The organism is Pseudomonas sediminis (genome assembly GCF_002741105.1).
Lineage (GTDB): Bacteria > Pseudomonadota > Gammaproteobacteria > Pseudomonadales > Pseudomonadaceae > Aquipseudomonas > Aquipseudomonas sediminis.
Window position 1 is genome coordinate 485,904 of sequence record NZ_NIQU01000003.1, and the last position, 26,903, is coordinate 512,806.

Consider the following 26,903-nt stretch of genomic DNA (forward strand, 5'->3'; position numbering starts at 1 on the left):
AAACGAGCAATGACCATGGCAACCACCTACTCCATCTCCGATCTGGCTCGCGAGCTCGACATCACCACACGCGCCATCCGGTTCTATGAGGAGCAAGGCATGCTCGCCCCGGAGCGGCGCGGCCAGGAGCGCATCTACAGCGCCAAGGACAAGGTGACACTGAAACTCATCCTGCGCGGCAAGCGCATCGGCTTCTCGCTGGCAGAATGCCGCGAGCTGATCGAGCTGTACGACCCGGAAACCGGCAGCCGCAAGCAGCTGGAGACCTTCATGGGCAAGATCGCCGAGCGACGCCTGCAGCTTGAACAGCAGTTGCTGGATATCCAGCAGATGCAGCTGGAACTGGATACCGCCGAGGAACGCTGTCTCGCTGCCTTGGCCGAAACGACCGCGTAACCGCCCCCACTATAAGAACAATCGCAGGTGACCCTATGAGCTACCCCACCCTCAACTTCGGCCTCGGCGAAACCCTCGACATGCTGCGCGACACAGTCCATCAGTTCGCCCAGAACGAGCTGGCGCCGCGCGCCGCACAGATCGACCGTGACAACGAATTCCCCATGGACATGTGGCGCAAGTTCGGTGACATGGGCCTGCTCGGCATGACAGTCAAGGAAGAGTACGGCGGCACCGACATGGGCTACCTGGCGCATGTGCTGGCCATGGAAGAAATCAGCCGCGCCTCGGCCTCGGTCGGCCTGTCCTACGGCGCGCATTCGAACCTGTGCGTCAACCAGATACACAAGAACGGCAGCGAGGCGCAGAAGCACAAATACTTGCCCAAGCTGTGCTCCGGGGAGCACATCGGCGCCCTGGCCATGAGCGAGCCCAACGCCGGCTCCGACGTGGTGTCGATGAAGCTGCGCGCGGAAAAACGCGGCGACCACTACGTGCTCAACGGCAACAAGATGTGGATCACCAACGGCCCGGACGCCCACACCTACGTGATCTACGCCAAGACCGACATAAACGCCGGCTCGCGTGGCATGACCGCGTTCATCGTCGAGCGCGACTTCAAGGGTTTCTCCCGTCACCAGAAGCTGGACAAGCTCGGCATGCGCGGCTCCAACACCTGCGAACTGGTGTTCGAGGATTGTGAGGTGCCGGAAGAGAATATCCTCGGCGTCGAAGGCGGTGGCGTACGCGTGCTGATGAGTGGACTGGACTACGAGCGCACCGTGCTCTCCGGCGGCCCCACCGGAATCATGAGCGCCTGCACGGACGTGGTGCTGCCCTACGTGCACGAGCGCCAACAGTTCAAGCAGTCGATCGGCGAATTCCAGCTGGTGCAGGGCAAGCTGGCCGATATGTACGCCGGCATGAACGCCTCCAAGTCCTACCTGTACAACGTCGCCAAGGCCTGTGATCGCGGCGAAGAATCGCGCAAGGACGCCGCTGCGGTGATCCTCTACACCGCCGAGATGGCCACCAGGATGGCCCTGGACACCATCCAGTTGCTCGGCGGCAACGGTTACACCAACGAGTACCCGGCCGGGCGCCTGCTACGTGACGCCAAGCTCTACGAGATCGGCGCCGGCACCAGTGAAATCCGACGCATGCTGATCGGCCGCGAGCTGTTCAACGAGACCAAATGACACCGTAGGGTGCGCCGTGCGCACCGCAGACAACGGCACGGTGCGCACGGCGCACCCTACAGACGGTAGCCAGAAACGGAGCGCCCCAGATGGCCATCCTGCATACCCAGATCAACACCCGCTCCCCCGAGTTCGCCACCAACCAGGCGGCCATGCTCGCCCAGGTGGACGAACTGCGCGCCCTGCTCGCCCGCGTCCACGAAGGTGGCGGCGCCAAGGCGCAGGAGCGCCACACCTCGCGTGGCAAGCTGCTGCCACGTGAGCGCATCAACCGCTTGCTCGATGCCGGCTCGCCCTTCCTCGAGATCGGCCAGCTAGCCGCCCATGAGGTCTACGGCGAGGATGTACCGGCCGCAGGGGTGATCGCCGGTATCGGCCGCGTCGAAGGCGTGGAGTGCATGATCGTGGCCAACGACGCCACGGTGAAGGGCGGCAGCTACTACCCGCTGACAGTGAAGAAGCACCTGCGTGCCCAGGCCATCGCCCGCGAGAACCGCCTGCCGTGCATATACCTGGTGGACTCCGGTGGCGCCAACCTGCCGCGTCAGGACGAGGTGTTCCCGGATCGCGAACACTTCGGTCGCATCTTCTTCAACCAGGCCAACATGAGCGCGCTGGGCATTCCGCAGATCGCCGTGGTGATGGGTTCCTGTACCGCCGGAGGCGCCTACGTGCCGGCGATGAGCGACGAGACCATTATGGTACGCGAGCAGGCCACCATCTTCCTCGCCGGCCCGCCGCTGGTGAAGGCCGCTACCGGCGAAGTGGTGACAGCCGAAGAATTGGGGGGCGCCGACGTGCACTGCAAGACCAGCGGCGTGGCCGACCACTACGCCGAGGACGACGAACACGCTCTGGCCATGGCCCGGCGCTGCATTGCCAACCTCAATTGGCGCAAGCTTGGCCAGCTCGACAGCCGCGCGCCCATCGCCCCGCGCTACCCGGCCGAGGAGTTGTACGGGGTGATCCCGGCCGATGCCAAACAGCCCTTCGATGTACGCGAGGTGATCGCGCGTATCGTCGACGACTCGCAACTGGATGAATTCAAGGCACTGTTCGGCACCACCCTGGTGTGTGGTTTCGCTCGCATCAATGGCTACCCGGTGGCGATCCTGGCCAACAACGGCATCTTGTTTGCTGAAGCCGCGCAGAAAGGCGCGCACTTCGTCGAACTGGCCTGCCAACGCGGAATTCCGCTGCTGTTTCTGCAGAACATCACCGGCTTCATGGTCGGCAAGAAGTACGAGGAAGGCGGCATCGCCAAGCACGGCGCCAAGCTGGTCACCGCCGTGGCCTGCGCCCAGGTACCCAAGCTCACCGTGATCATCGGCGGCAGCTTCGGCGCCGGCAACTACGGCATGTGCGGCCGCGCCTACGATCCGCGCTTTCTGTGGATGTGGCCCAACGCGCGCATCGGCGTGATGGGTGCGCAGCAGGCTGCCGGCGTACTGGTGCAGGTCAAGCGCGAACAGGCCGCTCGCGCCGGCCAGCCTTTCAGCGACGACGAGGAACAACGCCTCAAGCAGCCCATCGTCGAGCAGTACGAGCAGCAGGCGCATGCCTTCTATTCCAGCGCCCGGCTGTGGGACGACGGGGTGATCGACCCGGCGCAGACCCGCGAGGTACTGGCCCTGGCCCTGTCGGCCAGCCTCAACGCCCCCATCGAGCCGACCCGTTTCGGCGTGTTCCGTATGTAATCCGTGGGAGGGGCTTTAGCCGCGACAGCCACAGCAAAGCTCGCGGCTAAAGCCCCTCCCACCAGAGCCAGCGCATATTTCGAGCCTGACACCATGACCGACTTCACCACCGTACAGCTTGAGAAAGATCCACGCGGCTTCGCCACCTTGTGGCTGAACCGCGCGGAGAAGAACAACGCCTTCAACGCCGAGATGATCCGCGAGCTGATCCTCGCCCTCGACGCTGTCGGTGAAGACAAGAGCCTGCGTTTCCTCCTGCTACGTGGCCGTGGCAAGCACTTCTCCGCCGGCGCCGACCTGGCCTGGATGCAGCACGCCGCCACTCTGGATTACAACGCCAACCTGAACGACGCCCGCGAACTGGCCGAGCTGATGTACAACCTGCACGGCCTGAAGATCCCAACCCTGGCCGTTATCCAGGGCGCGGCCTTCGGCGGTGCGGTGGGCCTGGCCAGTTGCTGCGACATGGCCATCGGCGCCGAGGACGCGCTGTTTTCCCTATCCGAAGTGCGCATCGGCCTGGCCCCGGCGGTGATCAGCCCCTTTGTCGTGCAGGCCATTGGCGAACGCGCGGCCAAGCGCTACGCACTCACCGCCGAACGCTTCGACGGCAAACGTGCCCGCGAACTGGGCCTGCTTGCCGAGTGCTTCCCGGTCGCTGAGCTGGATGCTCAGGTCGAGGCCTGGGTGGCCAATCTGCTGCACAACAGCCCGCAAGCCATGCGCGCCAGCAAGGATCTGCTGCGCGAAGTCGGCAGCGGCGAGCTGACCCCCGCCCTGCGCCGCTACACCGAGAACGCCATCGCCCGCCTGCGCGTCAGCGCCGAGGGTCAGGAAGGCCTGCGCGCATTCTTGGAAAAACGCCAACCGTCCTGGCAGGAGCAATGACCATGATCGACACCCTGCTGGTCGCCAACCGTGGCGAGATCGCCTGCCGCGTGATGCGCACGGCCAAGGCCATGGGCATTCGTACCGTGGCCGTGCACAGCGCCATCGATGCCAATGCACGGCATGTGCGTGAAGCCGACATGGCGGTGAATCTCGGCGGCGCCAAGCCTGGCGAAAGCTACCTGCTGATCGACAAGATCATCGCCGCCGCCAAGGCCAGCGGCGCGCAGGCCATCCATCCCGGCTACGGTTTTCTCTCGGAAAACGCCGGTTTCGCCCGCGCCATCGAGCAGGCCGGATTGATCTTCCTCGGTCCGCCCGCCTTGGCCATCGACGCCATGGGCAGCAAGTCGGCTGCCAAGTCGCTGATGGAAGCTGCTGGCGTGCCGCTGGTGCCCGGTTACCACGGCGAAGCGCAGGATCTCGACACCTTCCGCGAAGCCGCCGCGCGCATCGGCTACCCGGTGCTGCTCAAGGCTGCCGCTGGCGGCGGTGGCAAGGGCATGAAGGTCGCCGAATCGGAGGCGCAGCTCGCGGAAACGCTGGAATCGGCGCAGCGCGAAGCGCAATCCGCCTTCGGCGACTCGCGCATGCTGGTGGAAAAATATGTACTCAAGCCGCGTCACGTGGAGATCCAGGTATTCGCCGACCAGCACGGCAACTGCCTGTACCTCAACGAACGCGATTGCTCGATCCAGCGTCGCCATCAGAAGGTGGTGGAAGAAGCACCGGCACCGGGCCTGAGCCCCGAGCTGCGCCGCGCCATGGGCGAAGCGGCTGTCAAGGCGGCGCAGGCCATCGGCTATGTCGGTGCCGGCACCGTGGAATTTCTGCTGGATGAGCGCGGCGACTTCTTCTTCATGGAGATGAACACCCGCCTGCAGGTCGAGCACCCGGTCACCGAAGCCATCACCGGGCTCGATCTGGTCGCCTGGCAGATTCGCGTCGCCCGTGGCGAGCCGCTGCCGATCAGCCAGCAGCAAGTACCGCTGAACGGCCATGCCATCGAAGTGCGGCTGTACGCCGAAGACCCGGATCACGATTTTCTCCCGGCCACCGGCACTCTGGCGCTTTACCGCGAGGCCGCCAATAGCGACGGCCGGCGTATCGACAGTGGCGTGGCCGAGGGCGACAGCGTTTCGCCCTTCTACGACCCGATGCTGGGCAAGCTGATCGCCTGGGGCGAGAACCGCGAACAGGCGCGCCTGCGCCTGCTCGCCATGCTCGACGACACTCTGGTCGGCGGCGTGAAGACCAACCTGGCGTTTCTGCGCCGTATCCTCGCCCACCCGGCGTTCGCTGCCGCTGAACTGGACACCGGTTTTATCCCGCGCCATCAGCAATTGTTGCTACCGACACCCGCTGAATTGCCGGAGACCTTCTGGCAACTGGCGGCCGACGCCTGGGTACAGAGCGAAAGCCCTGTACAGCGCGCGGACGACAGCCACTCGCCCTGGGCAGCCCGCAATGGTTGGCGTGCCGGCGGTGCAGCGGAAATCGAATTGCACCTGAGTTGCCAGGGCGAGAGCCGCAAGGTGCGCGCAAGCACCCGGGCGTGCTTGCAAGGCGAAGAGCTGCTGGCCGACATCGACGGCACGCGCCAGCGTCTGCGCGCCATTCGTAAAGGCGAAACCCTCTACCTGCAATGGCAAGGCGAGCTGCACGCAATCACCCGCTTCGACCCAATTGCCGCCGCCGAAGCCAGCCACGCCCAGCATGGTGGCTTGAGCGCCCCCATGAACGGCAGCATCGTCCGTGTGCTGGTCGAACCCGGCCAGGCGGTCGAGGCTGGCACCGCCCTGGTGGTGCTGGAGGCGATGAAGATGGAACACAGCATCCGCGCGCCCGAGGCCGGCACGGTCAAGGCGTTGTATTGCCGTGAAGGCGAAATGGTCGGTGAAGGGGCGGTGCTGGTGGAGCTGGAGCCGTAGGGTGGATCACGCTTCACCGATCCACCGCATTCGCCTTGGACAAGGTGGGCTGAAGCCCACCCTACGCAGCAGATCTTCTTAGGGTGGGCCGGGCGGCGATCTATTCCACCTTGTAGGGTGGGCTTCAGCCCACCGTTTTAGCTCAGCCTTGCCGTAGAAGGTGCGCACGGCGCACCCTACGAAGAAAACGAGGACATCCGATGAACCTGCCCACATCCGTACGCCTAGTCGAAGTCGGCCCACGCGATGGTCTGCAGAACGAGAAGCAACCGATCAGCGTCGCCGACAAGGTACATCTGGTCGACGACCTAACTGCCGCCGGCCTGAGCTATGTGGAAGTGGGCAGCTTCGTCTCGCCCAAATGGGTTCCGCAAATGGCTGGCTCCGCCGAAGTGTTCGCCGGCATCCAGCGTAAACCGGGCGTTACCTACGCCGCCCTGACGCCCAATCTGAAAGGCTTCGAGGCTGCACTGGGAGCCAAGGTCGAGGAAGTGGCCGTGTTCGCCGCCGCCAGCGAGGCCTTCTCGCAGAAGAACATCAACTGCTCCATCGCCGAAAGCCTGCAGCGCTTCGTACCGCTGATGGAGGCGGCCAAAGCCGCCAATGTGCGTGTACGCGGCTACGTTTCCTGCGTACTGGGTTGCCCCTACGATGGCGATATCGCGCCGGAACAGGTCGCCCGCGTCGCCCGCGAACTGTACGCAATGGGCTGCTATGAGGTGTCGCTCGGCGACACCATCGGCACCGGCACCGCCGGCAAGACGCGTTCGATGCTCGAGGTGGTCGGTCGCGACATCCCGCGCGACAAGCTCGCCGGGCACTTCCATGACACCTACGGGCAGGCCCTGCCCAATATCTACGCCAGCCTGCTCGAAGGCATCAGCGTGTTCGACAGCTCGGTCGCAGGTTTAGGCGGCTGCCCCTATGCCAAGGGCGCCACCGGCAACGTCGCCAGCGAAGACGTGCTCTACCTGCTGCAGGGCCTGGGCATCGAAACCGGCGTGAACATGGACAAGCTGATCGCTGCCGGCCATCGCATCTGCGAGGTACTGGGCAAGGCCAATGGCTCGCGGGTAGCGCGGGCACGCCTAAGCCGATAGGCGCCGTAGAGTGGATGATGATTTTTTCGTCCACCGTTGCGAGGGGATTGGCCGGGTGCCATGCGCCAACACCACGCGGCCAAACAGGCCGGCGAAGATCGCCCACGATCAACCGGTGAAGAACACCGATATCCTTGCAAATCCAAAAACTCTAGAGATGTATCGCAGCCTGGCAGAGCTGCGAAACGAGCTGTAGCCATAAGCCACCAGCCAGAAAAAATCACTATACTGGCGCCATTTTTTCGTCTTCACAGCAGCTGAGTCCTGGCCAAGGCCGACTCGGCAAATGGCAAGGTGGCGGCATGAACATCATCCAGCGTAACAACGTTCAACGCTTGAGAACGGAAACAGCCGATGCCCCGACGCTCATCTACGGCCACGGCTTCGGTTGCAATCAGGATATGTGGAGCAAGGTCACGCCAGCCTTCCGCCAGCACTGGCACCAGGTACTGTTTGACTATGTCGGCAGCGGTCGCTCCGATGCCAACGCCTTTCACCCCGCCCGCTATGCCCAGCTTGAAGGATACGTGGACGACCTTCTGGAAGTGTGCGACGCGCTGGAACTCTCGGGTGATCTGACCTTCGTTGGCCACTCGATCAGTTGCAGCATCGGCATTCTTGCTGCCATCAGGCGCCCCACGCTGTTCTCCCGGCTGATTCTTCTCGGCCCTTCCCCCTGTTTTCTCAACGATCCGCCCGATTATCGCGGTGGGTTCAAACGCAGTGACCTGGAGGGGCTGCTGGATCTGATGGCTCGTAACTATCTGGGCTGGACCCAGCAATTTGCACCACTGGTATCAGCCGACGAGACTCCTGCAGTCACCCAACAGCTCTCTGACAGCTTCTGCTCGACCGACCCAGTCATGGCCCATGCTTTCGCTCAGGCCACCTTCTTCTCAGATATCCGTCCGGCGCTACAGTCGTGCCCGTCGCCCTGCCTGATCCTGCATCACCAGCATGACGCACTGGTTCCCACATCAGTGGCCGACTATCTGCAAAACGCACTTGCAGACAGCACCCTGGAAACGCTGGACATCAGTGGCCATTGCGCGCACATGAGCCATCCAGAGCTGGTGAGCGCCGCCATGCATCGCTACCTGCAGGGAGCACGCACACGTGTTCTATCTTGACCGTCTACCCGGCCCGGTACTGGTCACCGACTGCAACGGCCGAGTCAAGCACTCCAATTGCGATTTCAAGCGCCTGGCAGGTGCGGGCGCGGCCGAAGGCATGGACCAGTTCTTTCCGCCGCCCAGTCGCATCTTCCTGCAAACACACGCCTGGCCCCTGCTGCTGCGCAACGGCGAGTTCAGTGAGCTTTACCTGCAACTGCGATCAGAAAACGGCCAGTCGATACCCGTCATGACCAACGCGCGCATCAGCGAAGTCGATGGCGCGCCGGAGGTCATCTGGCTGTTCTTCGTAGCCAAGGATCGCCAACGTTTCGAAGCAGAGCTGCTCAAGGCTCGTGAACAGGCGCAGGAAAGCGCGGCACAATTGGCCAGGGCCAACCTGGCGCTGCAGAGCGCCTATGCCCAGTTGGCCAACTACGCGGTTGAAATTCAGAGCGAAGCCGAGCAGCTTGCACAACTGAGTCATACCGACCCACTCACCGCGCTGAGCAATCGCAGAGCACTGTCTGTGCACGTCGAGCAGTGGATCGGCAGCGTCAGCGAGCTTACCTGGGGCAGCCTCCTGTTGATCGATATCGACCACTTCAAACAGATCAACGATCGCTTCGGCCACGCCGAGGGAGATCGAGTCCTGGTGGACATGGCGCAACATCTTCTGGTCAGCGTGCGCAGTGGCGACAGCGTGGTGCGCTACGGCGGCGAAGAGTTCGCAATATGGCTGCCCAACGCCGATCTCGATGAAGCCAGCGACATCGCCGGGCGCGTGCATGATCAGATCAAGGCGGTTGAGGTTGCCAACGAGTCGGTCACGGTAAGCATCGGCATCGCCAGCCTCAAACCATGTGAACATTATCTTGAGAACCTGCTGGCGGCAGCCGACAAAGCTCTCTACACCGCGAAAGCACAGGGAAGAAATCGCAGTATTCGGCATGAGTAACTGAGACACAGGGCGGGCCGGAATGCCCAGTCAGAAATGCCCTCTATACTTCTGCCACAGTGACAACAGGATGTTCGTCGTGCCCAAACCCTTGCGCCTGCTCGCGGCCTTGCTGATCGTCGGAACAACATCAGCCAACGAGCCTATCAAGCTGTACATGCCGGACGCGCCGCCGCTAACCCTGCATCACTACGTGGGTGGCCATGGCATGGTGGGAGATGTGGTGCTGACTGCACTGGCCAGAATCGGCAAGCTCACCCATATCGTCGCCGAGCCCTGGCCACGCGCTCAAATACGGGTCGCCAAGGGCAAGGACATGTTGATCATCCCGCTGTCGCGCACACCCGAACGCGAGAGTATCTATACCTGGATTGCCCCGATCATGGAGTTGGAGCGCGCCTTCTTCAGCCTCGATGAGCCCGTCACCAGCTTCGCTCAGGCGCGTCAGCGCTACCGCCGCATCGGTGTTGGAATGGGAACGGCGCAGGTAGGCATCCTGCAACGCGAAGGTTTCAGCAACGAGCAGATCGTGCAACTGAAGCTGGGTGAAAACCCGGCCCATCTGCTCAGCCTTGGACGTATCGACGCCTGGTTCACCGGGATACCGGAGGCGCTGTATATCTGGGAAGCCTCGGCTTATCGCGAGCAGAATCTGCGCCAAAGCCCAACCCTGGCCAGCACCGGTCTGTATCTGGCCTGCTCGAGGGACTGCGATGCACAACTGGTCGAGCAGTTGCGCATCGCCATCAACCAACTGGAGCATGAAGGCGTCAGCATTCTCTTGCGCCAGGCCTATCTCCCTCTGCAGCCCGACCCATAGTGCCTAGATCCCCTGCCGCCCCGGGTCCTCTGGCGGCTGCTCCTCTTCGATATCCTCGAGCGTCAATTCCAGCCCCCAATCGCCTGGTGGGGTGACTTTGGCTGGCGCAACGGGCGCCGCCACCGACGCAGCGGCAGCAGGCGCAGGCCTGGCATTGGCAGGGTTGTCTCGATGCAGTTTGAGCTTCAAACGAACGTTGTTCGCCGAGTCGGCATTCTTCACCGCCTCCTCCTCATCGATTGCGCCTTCGTGCACCAGGTCGATCAGCGCCTGATCGAAGGTCTGCATGCCGAGGTTCTTGGATTTCTCCATGATTTCCTTGAGCTCGGAGAATTCGTTGCGCTTGATCAGGTCGCGCACCGTCGGCGTGCCCAGCATCACCTCCACCGCTGCGCGGCGCTTGCCATCGACGGTCTTGACCAGGCGCTGGGAAACGAATGCCTTGAGGTTGTTACCCAGGTCGTTGAGCAGCTGCGGGCGGCGGTCTTCCGGGAAGAAGTTGATAATGCGGTCCAGCGCCTGATTGGCGTTGTTGGCGTGCAACGTGGAGATCGCCAGGTGCCCGGTGTCGGCAAAGGCCAGGGCATGCTCCATGGTTTCGCGGTCGCGGATCTCACCGATCAGAATCACGTCCGGTGCCTGACGCAGGGTGTTCTTCAATGCCGCATGGAAGCTGCGGGTGTCCACCCCCACCTCACGCTGATTGATGATCGACTTCTTGTGCCTGTGCACGTACTCCACCGGGTCTTCGATGGTGATGATGTGGCCGCCGCTGTTGCGGTTGCGGTAGTCGATCAACGCCGCCAGGGAGGTCGACTTGCCTGAGCCGGTACCGCCAACGAACAGCACCAGGCCGCGCTTTTCCATTACGGTACTGAGCAGCACTTCGGGCAGTTTCAGGTCTTCGAAGCGAGGAATATCCAGCTTGATGTTGCGCGCGACGATGGACACCTCGTTGCGTTGCTTGAAGATGTTGATGCGAAAACGCCCGACGCCTGCCAGGGAAATCGCCAGGTTCATCTCCAGTTCTCGCTCGAACTCCTCGCGCTGCGCGCTATCCATGATCGAATCGGCAATGGCCGCCACATCGCCCGCCTTCATTGGCTCCTGGCTCAGCGCCTTGAGCACGCCGTTGAACTTGGCGCAAGGCGGCGCACCGGTGGACAGATACAGATCGGAGCCATCCTGACTGGACAGGATTTTCAGCATTGCGTGGAGATCCATGGCGGCGTTTTCCGTGGGCACGATTGAAATACCATAGGCCATGATTCGCCCGCATTGCGGATGAGGCATAGCCCACAAAATTGACGCCATTCTGCTGGCGCAATGAATGCTGGCACAATAGCGCCCTGACAGATTTGAGGAACCCATCAATGGCAAAGGCAATGGCCCGCCACATCCTGGTCAAGACCGAAGCGGAAGCCGCCGCGCTGAAAAAGCGCATCGCTGCCGGCGAGGCCTTCGATGTGCTGGCGCGCAAGCATTCAACCTGCCCCTCCGGCAAGAAAGGCGGCGATCTTGGTGAAGTGCGTCCCGGGCAGATGGTGCGGGCGGTCGATCAGGTGATCTTCAAGAAGCCGCTGCGTGAAGTGCACGGCCCGGTGAAGACCCAGTTCGGCTATCACCTGATCCAGGTGTTCTACCGCGACTGAGTCGTGCTCAGGCGCCTGGCTCGCCCATGAATTCGACGATCTTGCTCCTGAGCCAGCGCTCGGCCGGGTCGTTGTCGGTCACCCCGCTCCAGACCATGGACAGATCCGAGTTGACCAGTTCGAAGGGCGGGTCATCAGCGCGCAGACTGGTCCCGTCGATCAGCGCCGCAGCAGCGAAATCAGGTACGGTCGCGAGCATTTCCGTACCCACGATGATCGAGCGCAAGCCACTGAACTGCGGCACAGCCAGTACTACGCGGCGTGAGCGATCCAGGCGCGCCAGGTCGTTGTCGATGTTGCCGCACAGATCGCCCGAGAACGACACCAGCGCATGCGGCCGCGAGCAGTACTCATCCAGCGTCAGTGAGCCCGGGCGGTCATCGCCACGCAGCACCTTGACCTTCATTTCGCGCAACTTGCGCCGCTTGGCGTTGGCCGGCAGTTCGGTGGTGTAGCTGACGCCAACGGAGATTTCCCCCGAGGCCAGCATCGACGACATCAGCAGGAAGTTGACCCTCCGCACCACGATCACCACCTCCGGTGCCTCTTCACGGATCTGGTTGAGCAAAGCCGGGAACAGGCCGAACTCGGCGTCATCGGACAGGCCGATGCGGAAGGTGTCGCGGTTGGTCGCCGGGTTGAACTCACGGGCACGGCTGACCGCGCCCGAGATGGTGTCCATCGCCGGCTGCAACTCCTTGAGAATCGCCAGTGCCCGCGCCGTTGGCTCGAAGCCACGACCATTGCGTACTAGCAACGGGTCGTCGAACAGGTCACGCAAACGGGCCAGCGCCGCACTGACTGCCGGCTGGCCGAGAAACAGCTTCTCGGCCGCCCGGGTCAGGTTCTTTTCGAACATCAGGGTTTCGAAGATCACCAGCAGATTCAGGTCGACGCGGCGCAGGTCGTTGCGATTCATCCAGAGGGCCTCGGGGCACAGGTTTATTGGCGCATTAAAGCAGCAACTCCCGTGCCCACATAGCCCGATCAGAGCCCCAGTTCGGAGAGGCCTGGATGATCGTCAGGGCGACGCCCCTGAGGCCAGCGGAACTTGCGCTCGGACTCCAGGATCGGCAAGTCGTTGATGCAGGCATAGCGGTTGATCATCAGCCCGTCAGCACCAAACTCCCAGTTCTCGTTGCCGTAGGAGCGAAACCAGTTGCCCGAGTCATCACGCCATTCGTAGGCATAGCGCACGGCGATGCGATTGTCGGTGAATGCCCAGAGTTCCTTGATCAGACGGTACTCCAGCTCCTTGGCCCATTTGCGCTCGAGAAACGCCCGCGCCTGATCGCGGCCATTGGCGAACTCCACGCGGTTGCGCCAGCGCGTATCAAGGCTATAGACCAGCGCGACCTTGGCGGCATCACGGCTGTTCCAGCCGTCCTCGGCCAGGCGGACCTTCTCGATGGCGCTCTCGCGAGTGAACGGCGGCAGCGGCGGACGAACCTCAGTATTTGACGACATGACGGCACCTCAGGCTTGCGGGGGGTTGGGCCCATCGCTGGGCGACAGGGATTGCAGAAGCAATTTCGCAGTACGGCCGGCGCTGTCGGCAGCATCCGCCTGGCCGGTAACCATGGCGACGGCGGTAGCGCCATCGATCAGCAGGAGAAACTGCCTGGCCATTTCCTCAGGTTCGGCAAAGCCGCCAGCCGTAGTCAGCTCGTTCAGATAGGCCAACAGGCGCTGTTTGTGCAGCAGCGCCACAGCGCGGATCTCACTGTCGAGATCACCGATCTCACCCGCCGCATTGATAAAGGCGCAGCCGTGAAAGTCGGCTGCCGAAAACCAGCTACGCAGCAGGGGAAATACCGCCAGTAGCCGCTCGCTTGGCGAGCCGGCGGAAGTACCCGCGATGAACCACTGCATCCAGCGCTCATCACGCGCGCGCAGCGCAGCGGCAACCAATGCTTCCTTGGTCGAATAGAGGCGGTAGATGCTTTTGCGCGCCACTCCGGATGCCTTGACGATGGCATCCATCCCGGTGGCATTGATACCGCCGGTATAGACCAGGCTTTCGGTGGTTTGCAGCAAGCGCTGCTGGATTGAGACGTCTTCGAGCATGGTTCAAACCAAAGAGAATGATCGTTCTCAGCAAAATAGAACGATCATTCTCAAAGGTCAAGCAAATGCATGGACCTCAGGCTGAGTCGCCCGACGAAACGTTAGCGACGAAGGCGGTATTCACTGAATCTCGCCGCCCCCCGCTCCATTGGCAGATCAAGTCCGTTGGCAAGGTAGGCGACCGTCCGATAAAAGCCTGCCAGCATCAATATCTCCAGAACCTGCTCGTCATCGAAGTAACCCCGGATGCGGGCGAACTCCTCATCGCTCAAAGTCGCTCGCTCGTGCAGCGCATCGACGGTGGCCAGTAGTGCGGCCTCTTCAAGCGACCACATTTCAGGGCGCAGGGGCCTGTCCAGCGTGGCGCTCACCTCCTCCCGGCTCAAGCCAGCCGCTTTGCCGAAGGTCGTTACATGCACACCCCACTCGTACTCGCACCCGGTCAATGCGCAGCATCTGTCGATGACCAGCTCACGCTGACGTAGCGTCAGCAGCTTGCCGTCCAACAGAGCGCCCGCAGTGAACTTGTTCCATGCGCGTCTACTCCTCGCCAGGGTTGTGAATAGCAGCAGTGGCGGCACACCTGCACCCATGACTCTGTCGAAAGAAGACCGGATTTCCTCGGTATAAGGCTTGTTCAGTGCTGCAATTCTGGTCATGCTCATTCTCCGCTATCGAATATGTAGCAAGAGTATCGCTACAGAATATGTAGCAAACAAGAGCAATAAATAGGGGTGATAAGCGCAGCATGACTTCATCGATTCTCAGCGGGCGCCGCCCGATCATGGCGCTGCTCGATCTGCTCGGGCAGAAATGGGCGCTGCGCATTCTCTGGGAACTACGCGATGGCGCACTCAGCTCCAGGGCGCTGCGAAGTGCATCGGGGGATATATCGCCAACGGTACTGCAGAGTCGAATCAACGAGTTACGCGCCGCAGGTCTGATCGAGTCAGGCGATAAGGGCTATGCACTCACACCTCTGGGGACGGAACTGACGAAAACCTTCCTGCCGCTCTATCGCTTCGCCGATAAGTGGGCAAATCAGCTGCATGAGATTCCGTAACGGTAGAGCGCAAGTTCGTTACGGCGATGCGAGTCAACGACCAGGCTGGAGCGAACATTGATGACAAAAGGCGTGGCCTCCTTCACTATCCGCTGGCAATTTGCCTCCAACACCATAACAACAGCTAATGGACGCCATCATGCAGCGCCCCGGCCGTCGCCACTTCCCGCTCCGTCGTCTTTCCCTCCAGATCGCCCAGGCATCGCTTCTGCTGAGCACCGGCGCGGCAATGGCGGCAACCAACTGCAGCACGTCGGGCAATGTCTCCTCGATACAATGCACCGCCACCGACATCCAGATGGTGGGGGGCACGGGTAGCTCGTCGCTCACCGTGACGGATACCACGGCGAACTCGGTCGCGGTGTTGAGTTCGCCCTACGACAGTGGCCCGTTCACCCAGAACCTGACCATCGACGGCACCACGGTGCTGAACCGCAGTGATTATCCAGCGGTGTACATGTATTCCAGTCAGCCCGGCTGGGATGCCAATCTGCAGATCGGCTCGGGGGTTAGCATCACCTCCGCAGGCCCGTTCGGCGCGGTCTGGCTACGCTCGGAAAGCAACGACACGAGCACCAGCAACACCATCGTGGTGGACAGCGCCGCCAGCATATCGAGCTTCGGCGCCAGTTCCGACGGCATCACCGCCACCTCCAACAATGGCGCCGTCTCGGTGACCAACCGTAGCAGCGTAACCGTAGCCGGCGGACGTGGCCTGTACGCCGACGGTGGCTCGGCCAGTCTGACGCCGGTCAGCGTCAGCATCACCAACCTGGGCTCGGTTCATGCTTATCAGGCCGGTGCACGTGCGATCGACTATAACGGCACAGCGGTGATCGATAACCGTGGCAGTGTCCGTTCGACCACTCGCCAGGGTCTGATCGCCTGGTCCGCCAATGGCGGCGCCCAGATCAGCAACAGCGGCACCGTGGTTGCCGACCATTACGATGCGGTTGTGGCGGCCGGTACTGGCGGCAACGTGACGGTCACCAACAGCGGCAGCATCACCGCCAACCGCAACCTTAACCTCGCCCAGGTCAGCCCGGACTTTCACGGCATCAGCGCCTATACCGACGGTACCGGCAACGTCACCACTACCAACACCGCCAGCGGTGTCATCAATGCGGCGTGGGACGCAGGCATGGCGGGCGCCAGCGCCCAGGGCACGATCAGCATGCTCAACGCCGGGCGGATCAACGCCCTCACCGGCCTGCTCGCCGAATCTGACAGCGGAATGGTCAGTGTCACCAACACGGGTACGCTGAATACCAGCGGCACCGGTATCCAGGTCAATTCGGCCAGTTCGGGCGAGGTCGTCAACAGCGGCACGCTCGTCTCAGCCAGTACAGCGTTCCTGGTGGGTTACGGCGTAGCCGTGGATGTCGAAAACAGCGCTGGAGGGTTGGCCATCGGCAACCTGCAACTGGGTAACCTGGCCAATTTCCTCAACAGCGGCGACCTAGTGTTGAAACAGGGCGCCAGCCTGAGCAATTACACCACGGGCGGATCGGTGGTAAGCAGCAGCGTCGGCGGCAACTTCACCCAAAGCGCCAGCGGCTCGTTGAACATCGCAGCGGCCAGCGTGGCCAGTTACAGCACCCTGGCGGTCGGCGGTACGGCGAACCTGGGCGGCACCCTCAAGGTCGACGTCAAGTCCAGCTACACGGGAGGCGACCTGACCGATGTGATCACCGCTACCGGCGGCCTGACCGATAGTGGCCTGCGCGTGACCGACAACTCCCTGCGCTATGCCTTCTCCACGCTGTTCCGTGCCAACGGCATGGATCTGGTGGTGCGCGATACCGGCATGAGCACCATCAGCAGCGCCGTTTCACCCCAAGCGCCCGGCGCATTGGGGGCCGCCGCCGTGTGGGACGACCTGCTGGCCAATGGCACCGGCTCCGCCGAACTCAACCAGGCGCTGCAAGAAATCGTCGCCAGCGAGGATGCCGGCGAGGTCACCAGCAAGGTGCAGCAAACCCTGCCACTGCTGACGGGCAACTCGATCAACCTGGCCAACAACACCCTGGGCAGCGTCAACTCGGTGATCCAGTCGCGTGTCGACGCAACACGCGGCCTGTCATCGGGCGATGCTTTCCTGGGTGACCGTCATCTGTGGATGAAACCCTTCACTACCCGCTCGCGCCAGGACAACCGCAATGGCGTGGTGGGCTACAGCGCCGAGACCCATGGCTTCGTGATCGGCGCCGATGCCAGCGTCTCTCCCGATACCGATCTGGGCCTGGCGCTCGCCTATGCCAAGACCGACGTCTCGAGCAACTCAGCCGGGCCGAAACAGAGTGCGGACATCGACACCTATCAGCTCATCTTCTACGGCCGTCATGCCCTGGACGCCAGCAGCGACCTGCTGTTCCAACTCGATACAGGCAAGATGCGCAGCGATGGCAAGCGCCAGATCGATCTCGTCGGTCTGAACGCCGAGTCCAGCTACGACAGCAAGACCGCCCATGCCGGAATCGGCGTAGATCGCCGCTTTCAGCTCAGCGAGCGCACCACCTTCAAACCAACGCTGCGCCTCGACTACACCTGGGTCGAAGACGAGGCCTATCGCGAGAAAGGTGCCGGCGGCCTCAGCCTGCAGGTGAAGTCGCGCAGCACCGATGCGCTGGTGCTGGGCCTAGACGGCCTGCTGACCCACGACCTCACCGAGCAGCTCACCGCCACCGCCAACCTCGGCGCCGGCTACGACTTCTACAACCGTGACGCCTCGATCATCGCGGCCTATGCCGGCGCTCCGGATGCTGCCTTCGTCACCGAAGGCAGCAATCAGTCGGCCTGGTCGCAGCATGCCGGCGCCGGGCTGATCTACACCACTGCCAACGGCACCGAGATCACTGGCCGTTATGACGCCCAGCACCGCGAGGGTTTCCTCAGCCAGACTGCCTCGGTGCAACTGCGCTGGATGTTCTAACGAGCGCGTCATGACTCGTCCCGTCCGTCTGGCAGGCATGGCGCTGCTCACCCTGCTGGTGGGTTGCGCCACGCTGCCAACCCCCGAGGATCGCGCGCACAACGCCGACAGGCTGGCAGCGGAGCGTGGTTGGGCGGCGCAAACTCTCGAAGTGGCGCCGTTTCAACTGCGTGCCTACCTGCCAAAGGCGGCTGCTGCCGACACCCTGGTGATCTATCTGGAAGGTGACGGCTTCGCCTGGCTCACCTCGACCCGCCCCTCGACCGATCCCACGCCCCTGACGCCTGTCGCCTTGCAACTGGCACTGGCCCAACCGAGTGGCGCGGCGGCCTACCTTGCCCGGCCCTGCCAGTTCATCGCGACTCAGCCGGCCTGCTCGCGGGACTACTGGACGGACGCGCGCTTCGCACCAGAGGTGGTGAGCAGCCTCGATCAGGCCGCAGATCAGTTGAAGACACGCGTCGGTGCGCAGCAACTGATCCTGGTGGGCTACTCCGGGGGGGGTGCCCTCGCCCTACTTTTGGCGGCTCGACGTGACGATGTGGCGCGTGTCGTCACCGTGGCCGGGAATCTCGATCCACAGGCCTGGACGACGCATCACCGCCTGCAACCGCTGAAGCGTTCGCTGAATCCAGCAGACCAGCGCCTGGCATTAGCCGGCAAGCGCCAGCAGCATCTGGTCGGTGGTCGCGACCGCATCGTGCCTGCCGTCCTGGCCAGCGCCTTCAATGACGCTTACCCGCCTGACACGCCCTCGCGCGTTTACCTGCTGCCCGAGCATGACCACGCCTGCTGCTGGGCGCGCGATTGGCCGAGCCTCTGGCTTAAGCTGCGGCAGGATGCGCAGGCAAGCATGCGAGATCAGCGGTGATCAACCGCGCAGCGTGAGCGGCCCCAACACCGGTGCATGCTCAGCCATCAACTCCACCACCCAATCGATGAACACCCGCAGCTTGGCGCTGACGTGCCGGTTCGGTGGAAAGGCCAGGTACATTGGCATCGGTTTCATCTGCCAGTCCTCGAACAGGCGCACCAGCTCGCCGCTGGCCAGGTGTGGTTTGGCCATGTAGTGCGGTAACCAGAGCATCCCCAAACCTGCCAACCCTGCGGCCAGGTAGGCATTACCATCGTCTACGATCAACAGCGGACGACCCTGGGCTTCGATTCGCTCCTCGTCGCGCCACATGGCATAGGGCAAGGCCTTGCCAGTCCGTGACCAGAGAAAGCCCACCGTATGATGACCAGCGGCCTCCAGCTCACGCGGATGTGTCGGCGTGCCGGCGCGTTGCAGGCAGCCCGGCGTGGCGTAGATACCGAGCTGTAGATCGCCGACATGCCGCGCGATCAGCGACTGATCGGTAATCTCGCCGCCGCGCACCACGCAGTCGACGTTCTCGCCGATGATGTCGATTATTCGGTCGCTCACGCCCAGGGTCAGCTGGATTTCCGGATAACGCGCATAGAACGCCGGCAGGGCCGGGATCAGCAGCATACGTGCGAACGGGCTGGACACATCCACTCGTAAACGACCCCGTGGCGCCAGCGCCGCACTGGACAAACTGGTCTCGGCGTCGTCGACATCAGCCAGCAGACGCACCACACGCTCGTAGTAGGCAGCCCCGTCAGCGGTAACGTTAACCTTGCGCGTAGTGCGGTTGAGCAGGCGCACGCGCAGCCGCGCCTCCAGTTGCTGCACGAGCTGGGTCACGCTGGTCTTGCTCATGTGCAGGGTGGCAGCCGCCTTGGTGAAACTGCCGGTTTCCACCACCCGGGCGAAGGCCTGCATCGCATCGAAACGATCCATCTCACGTCTCTCTCAGCCATTGATTGTTTGGATTTTACAAACAGTCATGACCAGAGTTGCTGGTTTATCCAGCCCGGTGGTGTTTTTAAAGTGGCTTCATCGTTCACAACGGGCCGCAGTGGCCCCAATGGAGTCAACCATGAGTAACAAACGTGATGTGGTTTTCCCGGCCGACCGCCATGACCTGTACGAACTTCATCGCTACTCGCCAGCGATTCGTTCCAACGGTTTTCTGTTCGTATCCGGCCAGGTCGGCAGCCGCAAGGACGGCTCGCCAGAGCCTGATCTGAAGGAACAGGTGCGCCTGGCCTTCGCCAACCTCAATGCGATCCTCGCGGAGGCTGGCAGCAGCTTCGAAGACGTGGTCGACACCACCATTTTCATGGTCAACCCGCACGCCGAATTCGAAACCATCTGGGAAGTGGCTGCCGATTATTGGGGCGAAGCACCCTACCCGACGGTGACCGCTATCGGTGTCACCTGGCTGTCCGGCTTCGACTTCGAGATCAAGGTGATCGCCAAACTGCCGCAGTGAATGCTGGCCGTACCGCTCTGTGCAGAGCGGCACAGCCCGGTGGGCGCAGATCCGGCTCAAGGCGCGAGCAACGGCCGCCAGCCATCGCCGTCGCGAATCTGCAATGGCGTGCCGGGATGATCGTCCAGCCTAAGCAGATACAGCCAGCCATTTTCGACCAGCTCGCGCACCACCTGATGGCTGATGAGCACCTGATCGATCATCGAGCGCGGCGCAGTGATGATCACGCTCAGACGCAGCGGCCGATGCAACCAGCGCTGACCATCATGCAGCGACTGGCGCGCCAGGCCGATGCGCAGGTCGCCACCGTTGCCCTCGAATACCCCGATGTTGCCACCCACCACGTTGTGCAGCACCTTGTTGCCACTGCCGAAGCGCTGATTGTCGGTGGTCGAGATCAGGTACTGCAGGTTGATCCAGTGCGCCACCACCATGGGCGCAGTCATGATCAGTTCCAGCACCTTACCGCCCTCGTCCAGACGCCAGTCATAGTCATGCAGGAAGGCACGCCCCTGCAGGTCGAGGCCGCGGCTACGCGCGCGGGGCGCCGCGATGAAAGCGGCATTGCCAGCCAGCCCCCACTCCGGCCGTGTCTGCGCCCAGTCATCGGCACGCCGGCGCAGGGTAGCCAGGAGACGCTCCGGTTTTTGACGAATGGCCCCCAGCCCCAGTCGCGCCGCACGTTCCTCACGCACCCGCACGGCTGCGGCGTCCAGCGCCTGGCGCAGCCGCTGCCAGCTTGGCACGAGATCAGGTGGCAAGGCGTCACTGGCGAAGACGCGGACTTCGTCGGTGGTGGTGTTGTGCAGGCCCGACAGCACGTGGCAGTTCATCGGCAGTTCGATCCCCTGCTCGACCAGGCCCCGGCGCACCGCCGAATCGTTGAGTAGCTGGGCCAACACGCGGGCGTTGACCTCGCCGCTCTGGCCGCAACAGGCCCCGCAATCCAGCCCGGCAGCCTGTGGGTTGTTGGCGCTCTGACTGCCATGGCCAAGCAGCAGGAGCAACGGCGGAAAGTCCCGCGTCAGACCCATAGCCCGCAGAATACGAGCCGCCAGTTGTACCCGCTGATCATTGCCAAGTGGCTTCAGAACCGGGCTGAGACGTTGCCACTCACCGGCTTTCAGTCCCGCGCGCTCGGCCGGCGCCAGGCCACGTAGCCACCCCCCCGTGCGCCCGAGCAATGAACCGGCGTAACCCAGGCCAAGCGACTCGACCAGGGCAAAGCCCGATGCCGGCAAACGCTCGAACAGGCGCCAGCGCCCCTGCCGCGCCAACCGTGCCTGGCGCCGCCCGGCCAGCCGAGCGTCGCAGGCCTCGTCACCGCAGCTGTCGCCGGCGCTCAGTTGCGGCGCCAGGAGTCCCGGCAACTGCGGACGGCTGGCTGTCGTGCCGAGCGGCATATAAGTGATCGGCAGACCGAAGAAGCCGGCAAAACCACCGGTCTGCACCTGCGGGCAGACTGCTTCAAGGGCGCGGCGCAGCGGCTCGGAGCGCACGTCGATGCAGAAGTACACCTTGGCCAGCGTTGGCTGCGCTGTAACGCTCTGTGCCTGGGCAGACTGCAGAAGCTGCTGCAGGTGCTCTTGCCAGGCCAGCTCTTCGGCGCGCTGCCACAGTTGCAGCGCCTGCCAGGCATGCGACGGCCGACTGCTGCGCCCCGCCTGCCAGGCCTCGCGCCAGGCACTCCAGCGACTGCCTGAACCACGCCGGCGATCATCCACCAGCCACTCCCAGGCCGCGCGAATGGCCAACAAATCCAGCAGCGTGTCATCGTCGCTGCCCGCCTGACGCGCCAGCCAGCGCCGATAGGCGCACCAGGAGGCCCAGCCCAGGCTGCGCAACAGCAGACAATCGAACCATTCTTCCAGCTCGTCGGCTTTCAGCCCCAGGCGTTGTACGGCAGCTTCAAGCGCCGCCCGCGGCTGCAACGGCAACTCGGCGATACGTGCGCCCAACTCGCGACAGGCGCTAAGCACGCTGAGGCCACGATCGTCCTGCATGGCCTGGCGCCAGGCCTGATACAGCCCGCCCTGGCGATCGGCATGCCAGTCGGCCTGGCACTCGTCGAACCAGGCAGCGCAGCACTGGCCGACCTGCTGGGTGATCAAGGTCGGCCAGCCCGGCAAGGCGATCTCGGCATCGGCCATATCCTCCAGCAACGACAGACCGGATACCTCCTGTTGTGCAGCCGGCAGAGCCTGCAGCAGATCAGGTACCGTCCAGCCGTGCGCATTGCCCTTCAAGACATGCTGCAAGTGGCGCTCGCCGATCTGCCCGTCGGCCCAGGCCTGGCGGTAGTCGTCAGCCGCTAGCGTCAATCGGCTGCCGACACGCAGCCAGAGCTGCTCGGCCACTTCAGCCCAAGGCTGCTGGCGCCGCTCCCACAGCGGGCTGACGGCGATCATGCGATCCAATGGCCAGGTCGGCGCGATACGCTCACAAGCTCGCGCCGCGGCGGCGTGGAGGACGTCACGGTCGATAGTGACGAAATGTTCGATGGCGGTCATAGGCGCTCTCCGGTGATGGCTTGGTTGGCGGGCAGTGGGCGTACCGGCCACAGGCGGAAGGTCAGACGAGTGAAATGTTCATCGAGGAAGAAACCAGCGAATGCCGCCGGATACAGGCGCCGCGCCAGCAGGCCCTGAGGCCGCGCGACGATCCACGCCTGCAACAGATAGAGCCCAAGGAACAGCGCCAGGGCCAGCAAGCTCAGATACAGTGGCGCCGAGGCGAACGCCGCGCCGGATGCAAGAATCCAGCTGGCTGCCAGGTGCCACAGCAGATACAGCCCCAGCAACGCAGCCAGCATCAGCGCAGCGTAAACCGGCTGACTGCGCCGCAGGCACCAGGGCGCAAGCCCCACCGCAAGAATGACCAGGGCCTCCAGCGGCAGCGGATGCATCGGTACCTGGTGCCGCCAGAGCTGATCGAGCAGCGCCACGGCCAGCCCCGCAAGCGCCAGCCCCAGCAACAGCGAGAGCAATCCCGGTGCCGGCCGCTGCGGTTGCAACGCCTGATGACGCACCTGCAACAGCCTCTCCCCGGAGGTGAGAAAGGCATGTGCCTTGTACAGCGAGTGGGCCAACAGGTGCACCAGTGCCAATTCATAGAGGCCCAGGCCGCATTCGAGCAGCATGAAACCCATCTGCGCGCAGGTCGACCAGGCCAGGCGCACCTTGATGCTGATACGCGTCATCATCACCAGCGCCGCGAGCACGGCAGTCAGGCCGCCCACCACCACCAGCAGCGTCTGGGCAACTGGGGCGGCCGACAGCAAGGGCGCGAAACGCAGCAGGACGAAACCGCCCAGGTTGACCAGCCCGGCATGCAGCAGCGCCGACACCGGCGTCGGCGCCTCCATCACCTGGATCAGCCAGCCATGTACCGGCAACTGCGCGGACTTGAGGATTACCGCCAACACCAGCAGCACCGCCGCCAGGTGCAGATCCCAGCCAAGGGCGCCGCCGTCGAGGCGCACCGCCACCTGATCGAGAATCTGCGCAAGTTCGCTGCTGCCACCCGCTCGCACCAGCAGCACGCTGGCCAGCAGCAGACAGACATCGGCCAGGCGGCTGGCGAGAAATTTCTTGTGCGCCACCACCAGTGCCATGGGGCGGTCGCGATAGAAGGTCAGCAGCTGGTGCAGGCACAGGCTGGAGACGATCCAGGCAGCCACCAGCCCGTACAAATCGCGACTGGTCACCACCATGGCTACCGCCGCCAGGGTGCCGAGCAACGCCAGCAGATAACGACGCTGACCGGGCTCACCCTGCAGGTAACGCGCGGAAAACTCGACGATTACCAGAGCAAGCAGGCTGATCAGGGTGGCCATGGCCAGCCCCAGGCGGTCGGCCGGCTGATCGTCGAGGCCAGCCTGCGCCAGCGCGGCCAGCACCAGAGCCAAACCGCCGATTCCAGCCAGGCGCCCTGGCCACCAGAGGCTGGCCGCCATGCGGGTCGGCCACCAGGCCACCGGCAGCAGTGCCAGGGCGTACAGCCAGGGCAGCCAGGTGGCCAATTGAGAAGACAGAGGCAGCATGAACGATCTCCAGAGATAGGCGCGTGATGGCACTAGTCTCCTGGAGCGCTATATTTATTTAAAATAGATTGATAAGAATCAAACATTCTTCTTTTGAGAACCAAGCATGCGACGGCTCAACTTCCATCACCTGCACTACTTCTGGGCTGTGGCCAAGGAAGGCAATTTGACCCGCGCAGCCCAGTCGCTGCACGTCGCCCAGTCGGCGCTCTCGACGCAGATTCGCGCGCTCGAAGAGCAACTTGGTCATGCCTTGTTCATCCGCTCCGGGCGCAATCTGCTGCTCACCGAAGCAGGACAGCTGGTGCTGGATTACGCCGACAGCATCTTCGCCCTCGGCAGCGAACTGCAGATGACCCTTCAGGGCGTGCTGCAGGCCAACCGGCAACTGCGCATCGGCGCCGTGGCCACGCTGTCGCGTAATTTTCAGGAGAATCTGCTACGGCCCTTTCTCGGCCGCGCTGAGCTGCGCATGATCCTGGAATCCGGCAGCCTAGGTGAGTTGCTGGAGCGCCTTGCGTTGCACAATCTCGACGTGGTGCTGACCAATCAGGCGGTCAGCAGCGATGCCCAACGCCCGTGGCGCTGCCGCCTGCTGGACAGGCAGAGCGTGTGCCTGGTGGGTCCGCCGCGCGCAGGCAGTTTCGATCTACGACGCGATCTGCAAGGGGCGCGTCTGATCGTTCCGGGAAGCAGCAGCGATATTCGCAGTCAGTTCGAACTGTTCTGCGACAGCCAGGGTCTGCAGCCGGACATTTGCGCCGAGGTCGACGACATGGCCATGCTGCGCCTGCTGGCAAGAGACTCCGGCGACATGGCGCTGCTACCGGCGGTGGTGGTGCAGGACGAACTGCAATCGGGGGTGCTGCAGCTGTACGCCGAGATTCCCGAGATCGCCGAGCAGTTCTTCGCCATCACCCTGCAACGCCAGTTTACGCTGGATGTACTGGACGAACTGCTCGGTCAGCCCCAACCCCCTTCAACCGGAGATTGAAGCCATGCAACCCCCAACGCTCGGCATAGACCTGGGTGGTACCAAGCTGTTGATGGTCGCCGCCGATCAGGAATCACGTGTGGTAACCGGGCCTCACTTCACCCCCCAGCAGCTACACCAGCACCTTGTGGAGTTCATGACGCATCATGGCATTGAACGCGCCAACATCGGCATTGCCGTCCCTGGGCTGGTCGATGCCAGTCAACGCCTGGTAGCTTGCGACGTACTGCCCCATTTCACCGGATGGCGGCCGCAGACCGAGTTGGCTGCTGTTGCTCAACAGGTCACGGTACTCAATGATGTCAAGGCAGCTCTGGGCGAAGAGTTCCACGACGCCCCCGCCAGTCTGACTGCCGTCATGATCATGGTCGGTACGGCAATCGGTGCAGGCATCCTTGCTGATGGGCGTCCACTGCGCGGTTGCAGTGGTTGGGCTGGAGAATTGGGATACATCCCAGTGCTGGACGCTGACGGCCAGTTACGGCGCCTCGATGAACGGGCGGGAGGCGCAGCAATCACCACATACTGCAACATGCCCGCTGACGAGTTGGCTCGGCTGGCGCAGGCTGGCGACGCGCGGGTACTGGCGAGTATCGCCGATGCCGGTCAGGCCTTTGGCTTGGGCCTGGCCACAGTCATCAACCTGATTAACCCTTCGGTAATCGCTCTGGGTGGAGGTACGCTGGCATTGCCTGGCTATCTGGATGCGGCCCTTGCAAGCGCGCAAAAGGCCTCGATTACAACGCTCTGGCAGGCCTGCGAAATTCGCATGGTGCGTACCGGCCACAAGGTAGTGGCCCTCGGAGCAGCGCGCGCTGCAAGCGTTTGAGCGGCGCTGGAGCCGGTATCCAGCGCCATGCACTTTATGCTTAGAGATGCGTGAAGACGCGCTCGGCTGGCAGACGCGACTTCGGCAGCGCGGCATTGAAATCGCTGTCGCTGTGATACCCCAGCGCCACCGCGACCATGCTGCTCAGCCCCTGAGCGGCCAGTCCCAGTTCCTCATCCAGCGCCTCGCGGTCGATGCCCTCCATCGGCGTGGCGTCCACACCTTTGGCCGCAGCGCCCAGGAGCAAGGTGCCGAGCGCCAGATAAGCCTGTTTCTCCGCCCAGTGTGGGATATCGCCCAGGCCGCGGTGCAGCTCGACATAGCTGCTGCGAGTGTTGTGCTGAGTGGTGCGCGCCGCGTCATCGCGGAAACGGCCATCATCGGCTTCCTGCTGCAGCACATCGGCCAGATGGGCATCGTCGAGGTCGCGGCGGGCGCAGATCAGGATCACATGCGAGGCGTTGAGGATCTTCGGCTGGTTGTAGGCGAAGCCGCCCTGAGCCCCCTTGGCCAGGCGCGCTTTGCCCTCGGCGGTGCTCGCCACGACGAAGTGCCAGGGCTGCGAATTGACCGAAGACGGCGACAGACGCAGTAACTCCAGCAGCTCATCGATGGTCGCCTGATCCACCTGGCGGCTCGCATCGTAAGCCTTGGTGGTGTAACGCTGACGCGCGAAAGAAACGGGGCTCATGAACACACTCCTGATCGATGGATGACGCAAAATGGACGCCAGTCTGCAGCATGTCTGTGCATGAAAAAAGCAGGCAATACCGCTAGGAGTTTCAAAGCAAAGATGAAAATGCAGGCATCAGCTCTCTAGCGGGCCACGCCAGCGCTCTGCAAGCATTCGATAAGACCCGCGACGGCCGCCGAGCGGCTGATCT

General features: G+C 63.1%; 25 protein-coding genes and 1 pseudogene. 17 read left to right on the forward strand and 9 right to left on the reverse strand.

What is annotated here, in order from left to right:
- The first annotated feature begins 15 nt into the window (after positions 1–15).
- From CDO35_RS10285 to CDO35_RS10325, 10 genes and pseudogenes are all read left to right on the forward strand, one after another.
- A complete protein-coding gene (locus tag CDO35_RS10285) occupies positions 16–396 on the forward strand; it encodes a MerR family transcriptional regulator (RefSeq protein ID WP_059392556.1) in 381 nt (126 codons plus the stop codon).
- Positions 397–431: 35 nt separating this feature from the next.
- Positions 432–1,595, forward strand: coding sequence for an isovaleryl-CoA dehydrogenase (locus CDO35_RS10290; RefSeq protein ID WP_099524473.1), 1,164 nt, complete (start codon positions 432–434; stop codon positions 1,593–1,595).
- 89 nt (positions 1,596–1,684) lie between these two features.
- Positions 1,685–3,292 (forward strand): carboxyl transferase domain-containing protein, encoded by a 1,608-nt coding sequence (locus CDO35_RS10295; protein ID WP_099524475.1) that lies wholly within the window; start codon positions 1,685–1,687, stop codon positions 3,290–3,292.
- Positions 3,293–3,385: 93 nt separating this feature from the next.
- Positions 3,386–4,180: a gamma-carboxygeranoyl-CoA hydratase gene (locus CDO35_RS10300; protein WP_099524477.1), complete on the forward strand. Its 795-nt coding sequence runs from the start codon at positions 3,386–3,388 to the stop codon at positions 4,178–4,180.
- A 2-nt stretch (positions 4,181–4,182) separates the two neighbouring features.
- Positions 4,183–6,111: an acetyl/propionyl/methylcrotonyl-CoA carboxylase subunit alpha gene (locus CDO35_RS10305; RefSeq protein WP_099524478.1), complete on the forward strand. Its 1,929-nt coding sequence runs from the start codon at positions 4,183–4,185 to the stop codon at positions 6,109–6,111.
- A 200-nt stretch (positions 6,112–6,311) separates the two neighbouring features.
- Positions 6,312–7,211: a hydroxymethylglutaryl-CoA lyase gene (locus CDO35_RS10310; RefSeq protein ID WP_099524480.1), complete on the forward strand. Its 900-nt coding sequence runs from the start codon at positions 6,312–6,314 to the stop codon at positions 7,209–7,211.
- Between the two features lie 97 nt (positions 7,212–7,308).
- Positions 7,309–7,407: pseudogene (locus CDO35_RS23250) on the forward strand (hypothetical protein); the annotation flags it as partial.
- A 106-nt stretch (positions 7,408–7,513) separates the two neighbouring features.
- The gene (locus tag CDO35_RS10315; protein ID WP_099524482.1) at positions 7,514–8,341 is read left to right on the forward strand and encodes an alpha/beta fold hydrolase; all 828 of its coding nucleotides are present in this window, start codon (positions 7,514–7,516) and stop codon (positions 8,339–8,341) included.
- A complete protein-coding gene (locus tag CDO35_RS10320) occupies positions 8,328–9,281 on the forward strand; it encodes a sensor domain-containing diguanylate cyclase (protein WP_099524484.1) in 954 nt (317 codons plus the stop codon). The genes CDO35_RS10315 and CDO35_RS10320 overlap by 14 nt, the downstream gene beginning before the upstream one ends.
- Before the next feature lie 70 nt (positions 9,282–9,351).
- On the forward strand, positions 9,352–10,101 hold the full coding sequence (locus tag CDO35_RS10325; protein WP_099524486.1) for a substrate-binding periplasmic protein: 750 nt from the start codon (positions 9,352–9,354) through the stop codon (positions 10,099–10,101).
- Between the two features lie 3 nt (positions 10,102–10,104).
- On the opposite strand, the gene CDO35_RS10330 is transcribed toward CDO35_RS10325, so the two are convergent.
- Positions 10,105–11,325, reverse strand: a complete 1,221-nt coding sequence (locus CDO35_RS10330) for a PilT/PilU family type 4a pilus ATPase (protein ID WP_177432777.1) — start codon at positions 11,323–11,325, stop codon at positions 10,105–10,107.
- A 149-nt stretch (positions 11,326–11,474) separates the two neighbouring features.
- Here CDO35_RS10330 and CDO35_RS10335 point away from each other — a divergent pair, with 149 nt between their 5' ends.
- Entirely contained in the window at positions 11,475–11,753 is a 279-nt protein-coding gene (locus CDO35_RS10335; protein ID WP_013715799.1) for a peptidylprolyl isomerase, read from the forward strand.
- Between the two features lie 7 nt (positions 11,754–11,760).
- Here the strand turns inward: CDO35_RS10335 and CDO35_RS10340 are convergent, their stop codons facing one another.
- The 4 genes from CDO35_RS10340 to CDO35_RS10355 all read right to left on the reverse strand — a co-directional run bounded on the left by CDO35_RS10340 (position 11,761) and on the right by CDO35_RS10355 (position 14,479).
- Positions 11,761–12,672, reverse strand: a complete 912-nt coding sequence (locus CDO35_RS10340; RefSeq protein WP_099524489.1) for a LysR family transcriptional regulator — start codon at positions 12,670–12,672, stop codon at positions 11,761–11,763.
- 68 nt (positions 12,673–12,740) lie between these two features.
- Positions 12,741–13,220, reverse strand: a complete 480-nt coding sequence (locus CDO35_RS10345; protein WP_099524490.1) for a nuclear transport factor 2 family protein — start codon at positions 13,218–13,220, stop codon at positions 12,741–12,743.
- A gap of 9 nt (positions 13,221–13,229) precedes the next feature.
- A complete protein-coding gene (locus CDO35_RS10350; RefSeq protein ID WP_099524492.1) occupies positions 13,230–13,820 on the reverse strand; it encodes a TetR/AcrR family transcriptional regulator in 591 nt (196 codons plus the stop codon).
- Positions 13,821–13,921: 101 nt separating this feature from the next.
- Complete coding sequence (locus tag CDO35_RS10355) at positions 13,922–14,479, reverse strand: carboxymuconolactone decarboxylase family protein (protein WP_099524493.1); 558 nt, start codon at positions 14,477–14,479, stop codon at positions 13,922–13,924.
- Between the two features lie 125 nt (positions 14,480–14,604).
- Between CDO35_RS10355 and CDO35_RS10360 the strand changes: the two genes are divergently transcribed.
- From CDO35_RS10360 to CDO35_RS10370, 3 genes are all read left to right on the forward strand, one after another.
- Positions 14,605–14,883, forward strand: a complete 279-nt coding sequence (locus CDO35_RS10360; RefSeq protein WP_099524580.1) for a winged helix-turn-helix transcriptional regulator — start codon at positions 14,605–14,607, stop codon at positions 14,881–14,883.
- 139 nt (positions 14,884–15,022) lie between these two features.
- The gene (locus tag CDO35_RS10365; RefSeq protein ID WP_143507318.1) at positions 15,023–17,815 is read left to right on the forward strand and encodes an autotransporter outer membrane beta-barrel domain-containing protein; all 2,793 of its coding nucleotides are present in this window, start codon (positions 15,023–15,025) and stop codon (positions 17,813–17,815) included.
- Positions 17,816–17,825: 10 nt separating this feature from the next.
- Entirely contained in the window at positions 17,826–18,686 is an 861-nt protein-coding gene (locus tag CDO35_RS10370; protein WP_099524497.1) for an alpha/beta fold hydrolase, read from the forward strand.
- Here the strand turns inward: CDO35_RS10370 and CDO35_RS10375 are convergent, their stop codons facing one another.
- The gene (locus tag CDO35_RS10375) at positions 18,687–19,619 is read right to left on the reverse strand and encodes a LysR family transcriptional regulator (RefSeq protein WP_099524499.1); all 933 of its coding nucleotides are present in this window, start codon (positions 19,617–19,619) and stop codon (positions 18,687–18,689) included.
- A 139-nt stretch (positions 19,620–19,758) separates the two neighbouring features.
- Between CDO35_RS10375 and CDO35_RS10380 the strand changes: the two genes are divergently transcribed.
- Positions 19,759–20,154: a RidA family protein gene (locus CDO35_RS10380; RefSeq protein ID WP_099524501.1), complete on the forward strand. Its 396-nt coding sequence runs from the start codon at positions 19,759–19,761 to the stop codon at positions 20,152–20,154.
- A gap of 56 nt (positions 20,155–20,210) precedes the next feature.
- Here CDO35_RS10380 and CDO35_RS10385 read toward each other — a convergent pair whose 3' ends face one another.
- A complete protein-coding gene (locus tag CDO35_RS10385) occupies positions 20,211–22,664 on the reverse strand; it encodes a YbcC family protein (RefSeq protein ID WP_099524503.1) in 2,454 nt (817 codons plus the stop codon).
- Positions 22,661–24,196 carry an NADH-quinone oxidoreductase subunit L gene (locus tag CDO35_RS10390; protein WP_099524505.1) on the reverse strand — a complete coding sequence of 512 codons (1,536 nt, stop codon included), beginning with the start codon at positions 24,194–24,196 and terminating at the stop codon, positions 22,661–22,663. Before CDO35_RS10390 ends, CDO35_RS10385 begins: the two co-directional genes overlap by 4 nt.
- Positions 24,197–24,302: 106 nt before the next feature.
- Here CDO35_RS10390 and CDO35_RS10395 point away from each other — a divergent pair, with 106 nt between their 5' ends.
- On the forward strand, positions 24,303–25,190 hold the full coding sequence (locus CDO35_RS10395) for a LysR family transcriptional regulator (RefSeq protein WP_099524507.1): 888 nt from the start codon (positions 24,303–24,305) through the stop codon (positions 25,188–25,190).
- A 4-nt stretch (positions 25,191–25,194) separates the two neighbouring features.
- Positions 25,195–26,019 carry an ROK family protein gene (locus CDO35_RS10400; RefSeq protein ID WP_099524509.1) on the forward strand — a complete coding sequence of 275 codons (825 nt, stop codon included), beginning with the start codon at positions 25,195–25,197 and terminating at the stop codon, positions 26,017–26,019.
- 40 nt (positions 26,020–26,059) lie between these two features.
- Here the strand turns inward: CDO35_RS10400 and nfsB are convergent, their stop codons facing one another.
- A complete protein-coding gene (gene nfsB / locus CDO35_RS10405) occupies positions 26,060–26,710 on the reverse strand; it encodes an oxygen-insensitive NAD(P)H nitroreductase (RefSeq protein ID WP_099524511.1) in 651 nt (216 codons plus the stop codon).
- Between the last annotated feature and the right edge of the window lie 193 nt (positions 26,711–26,903).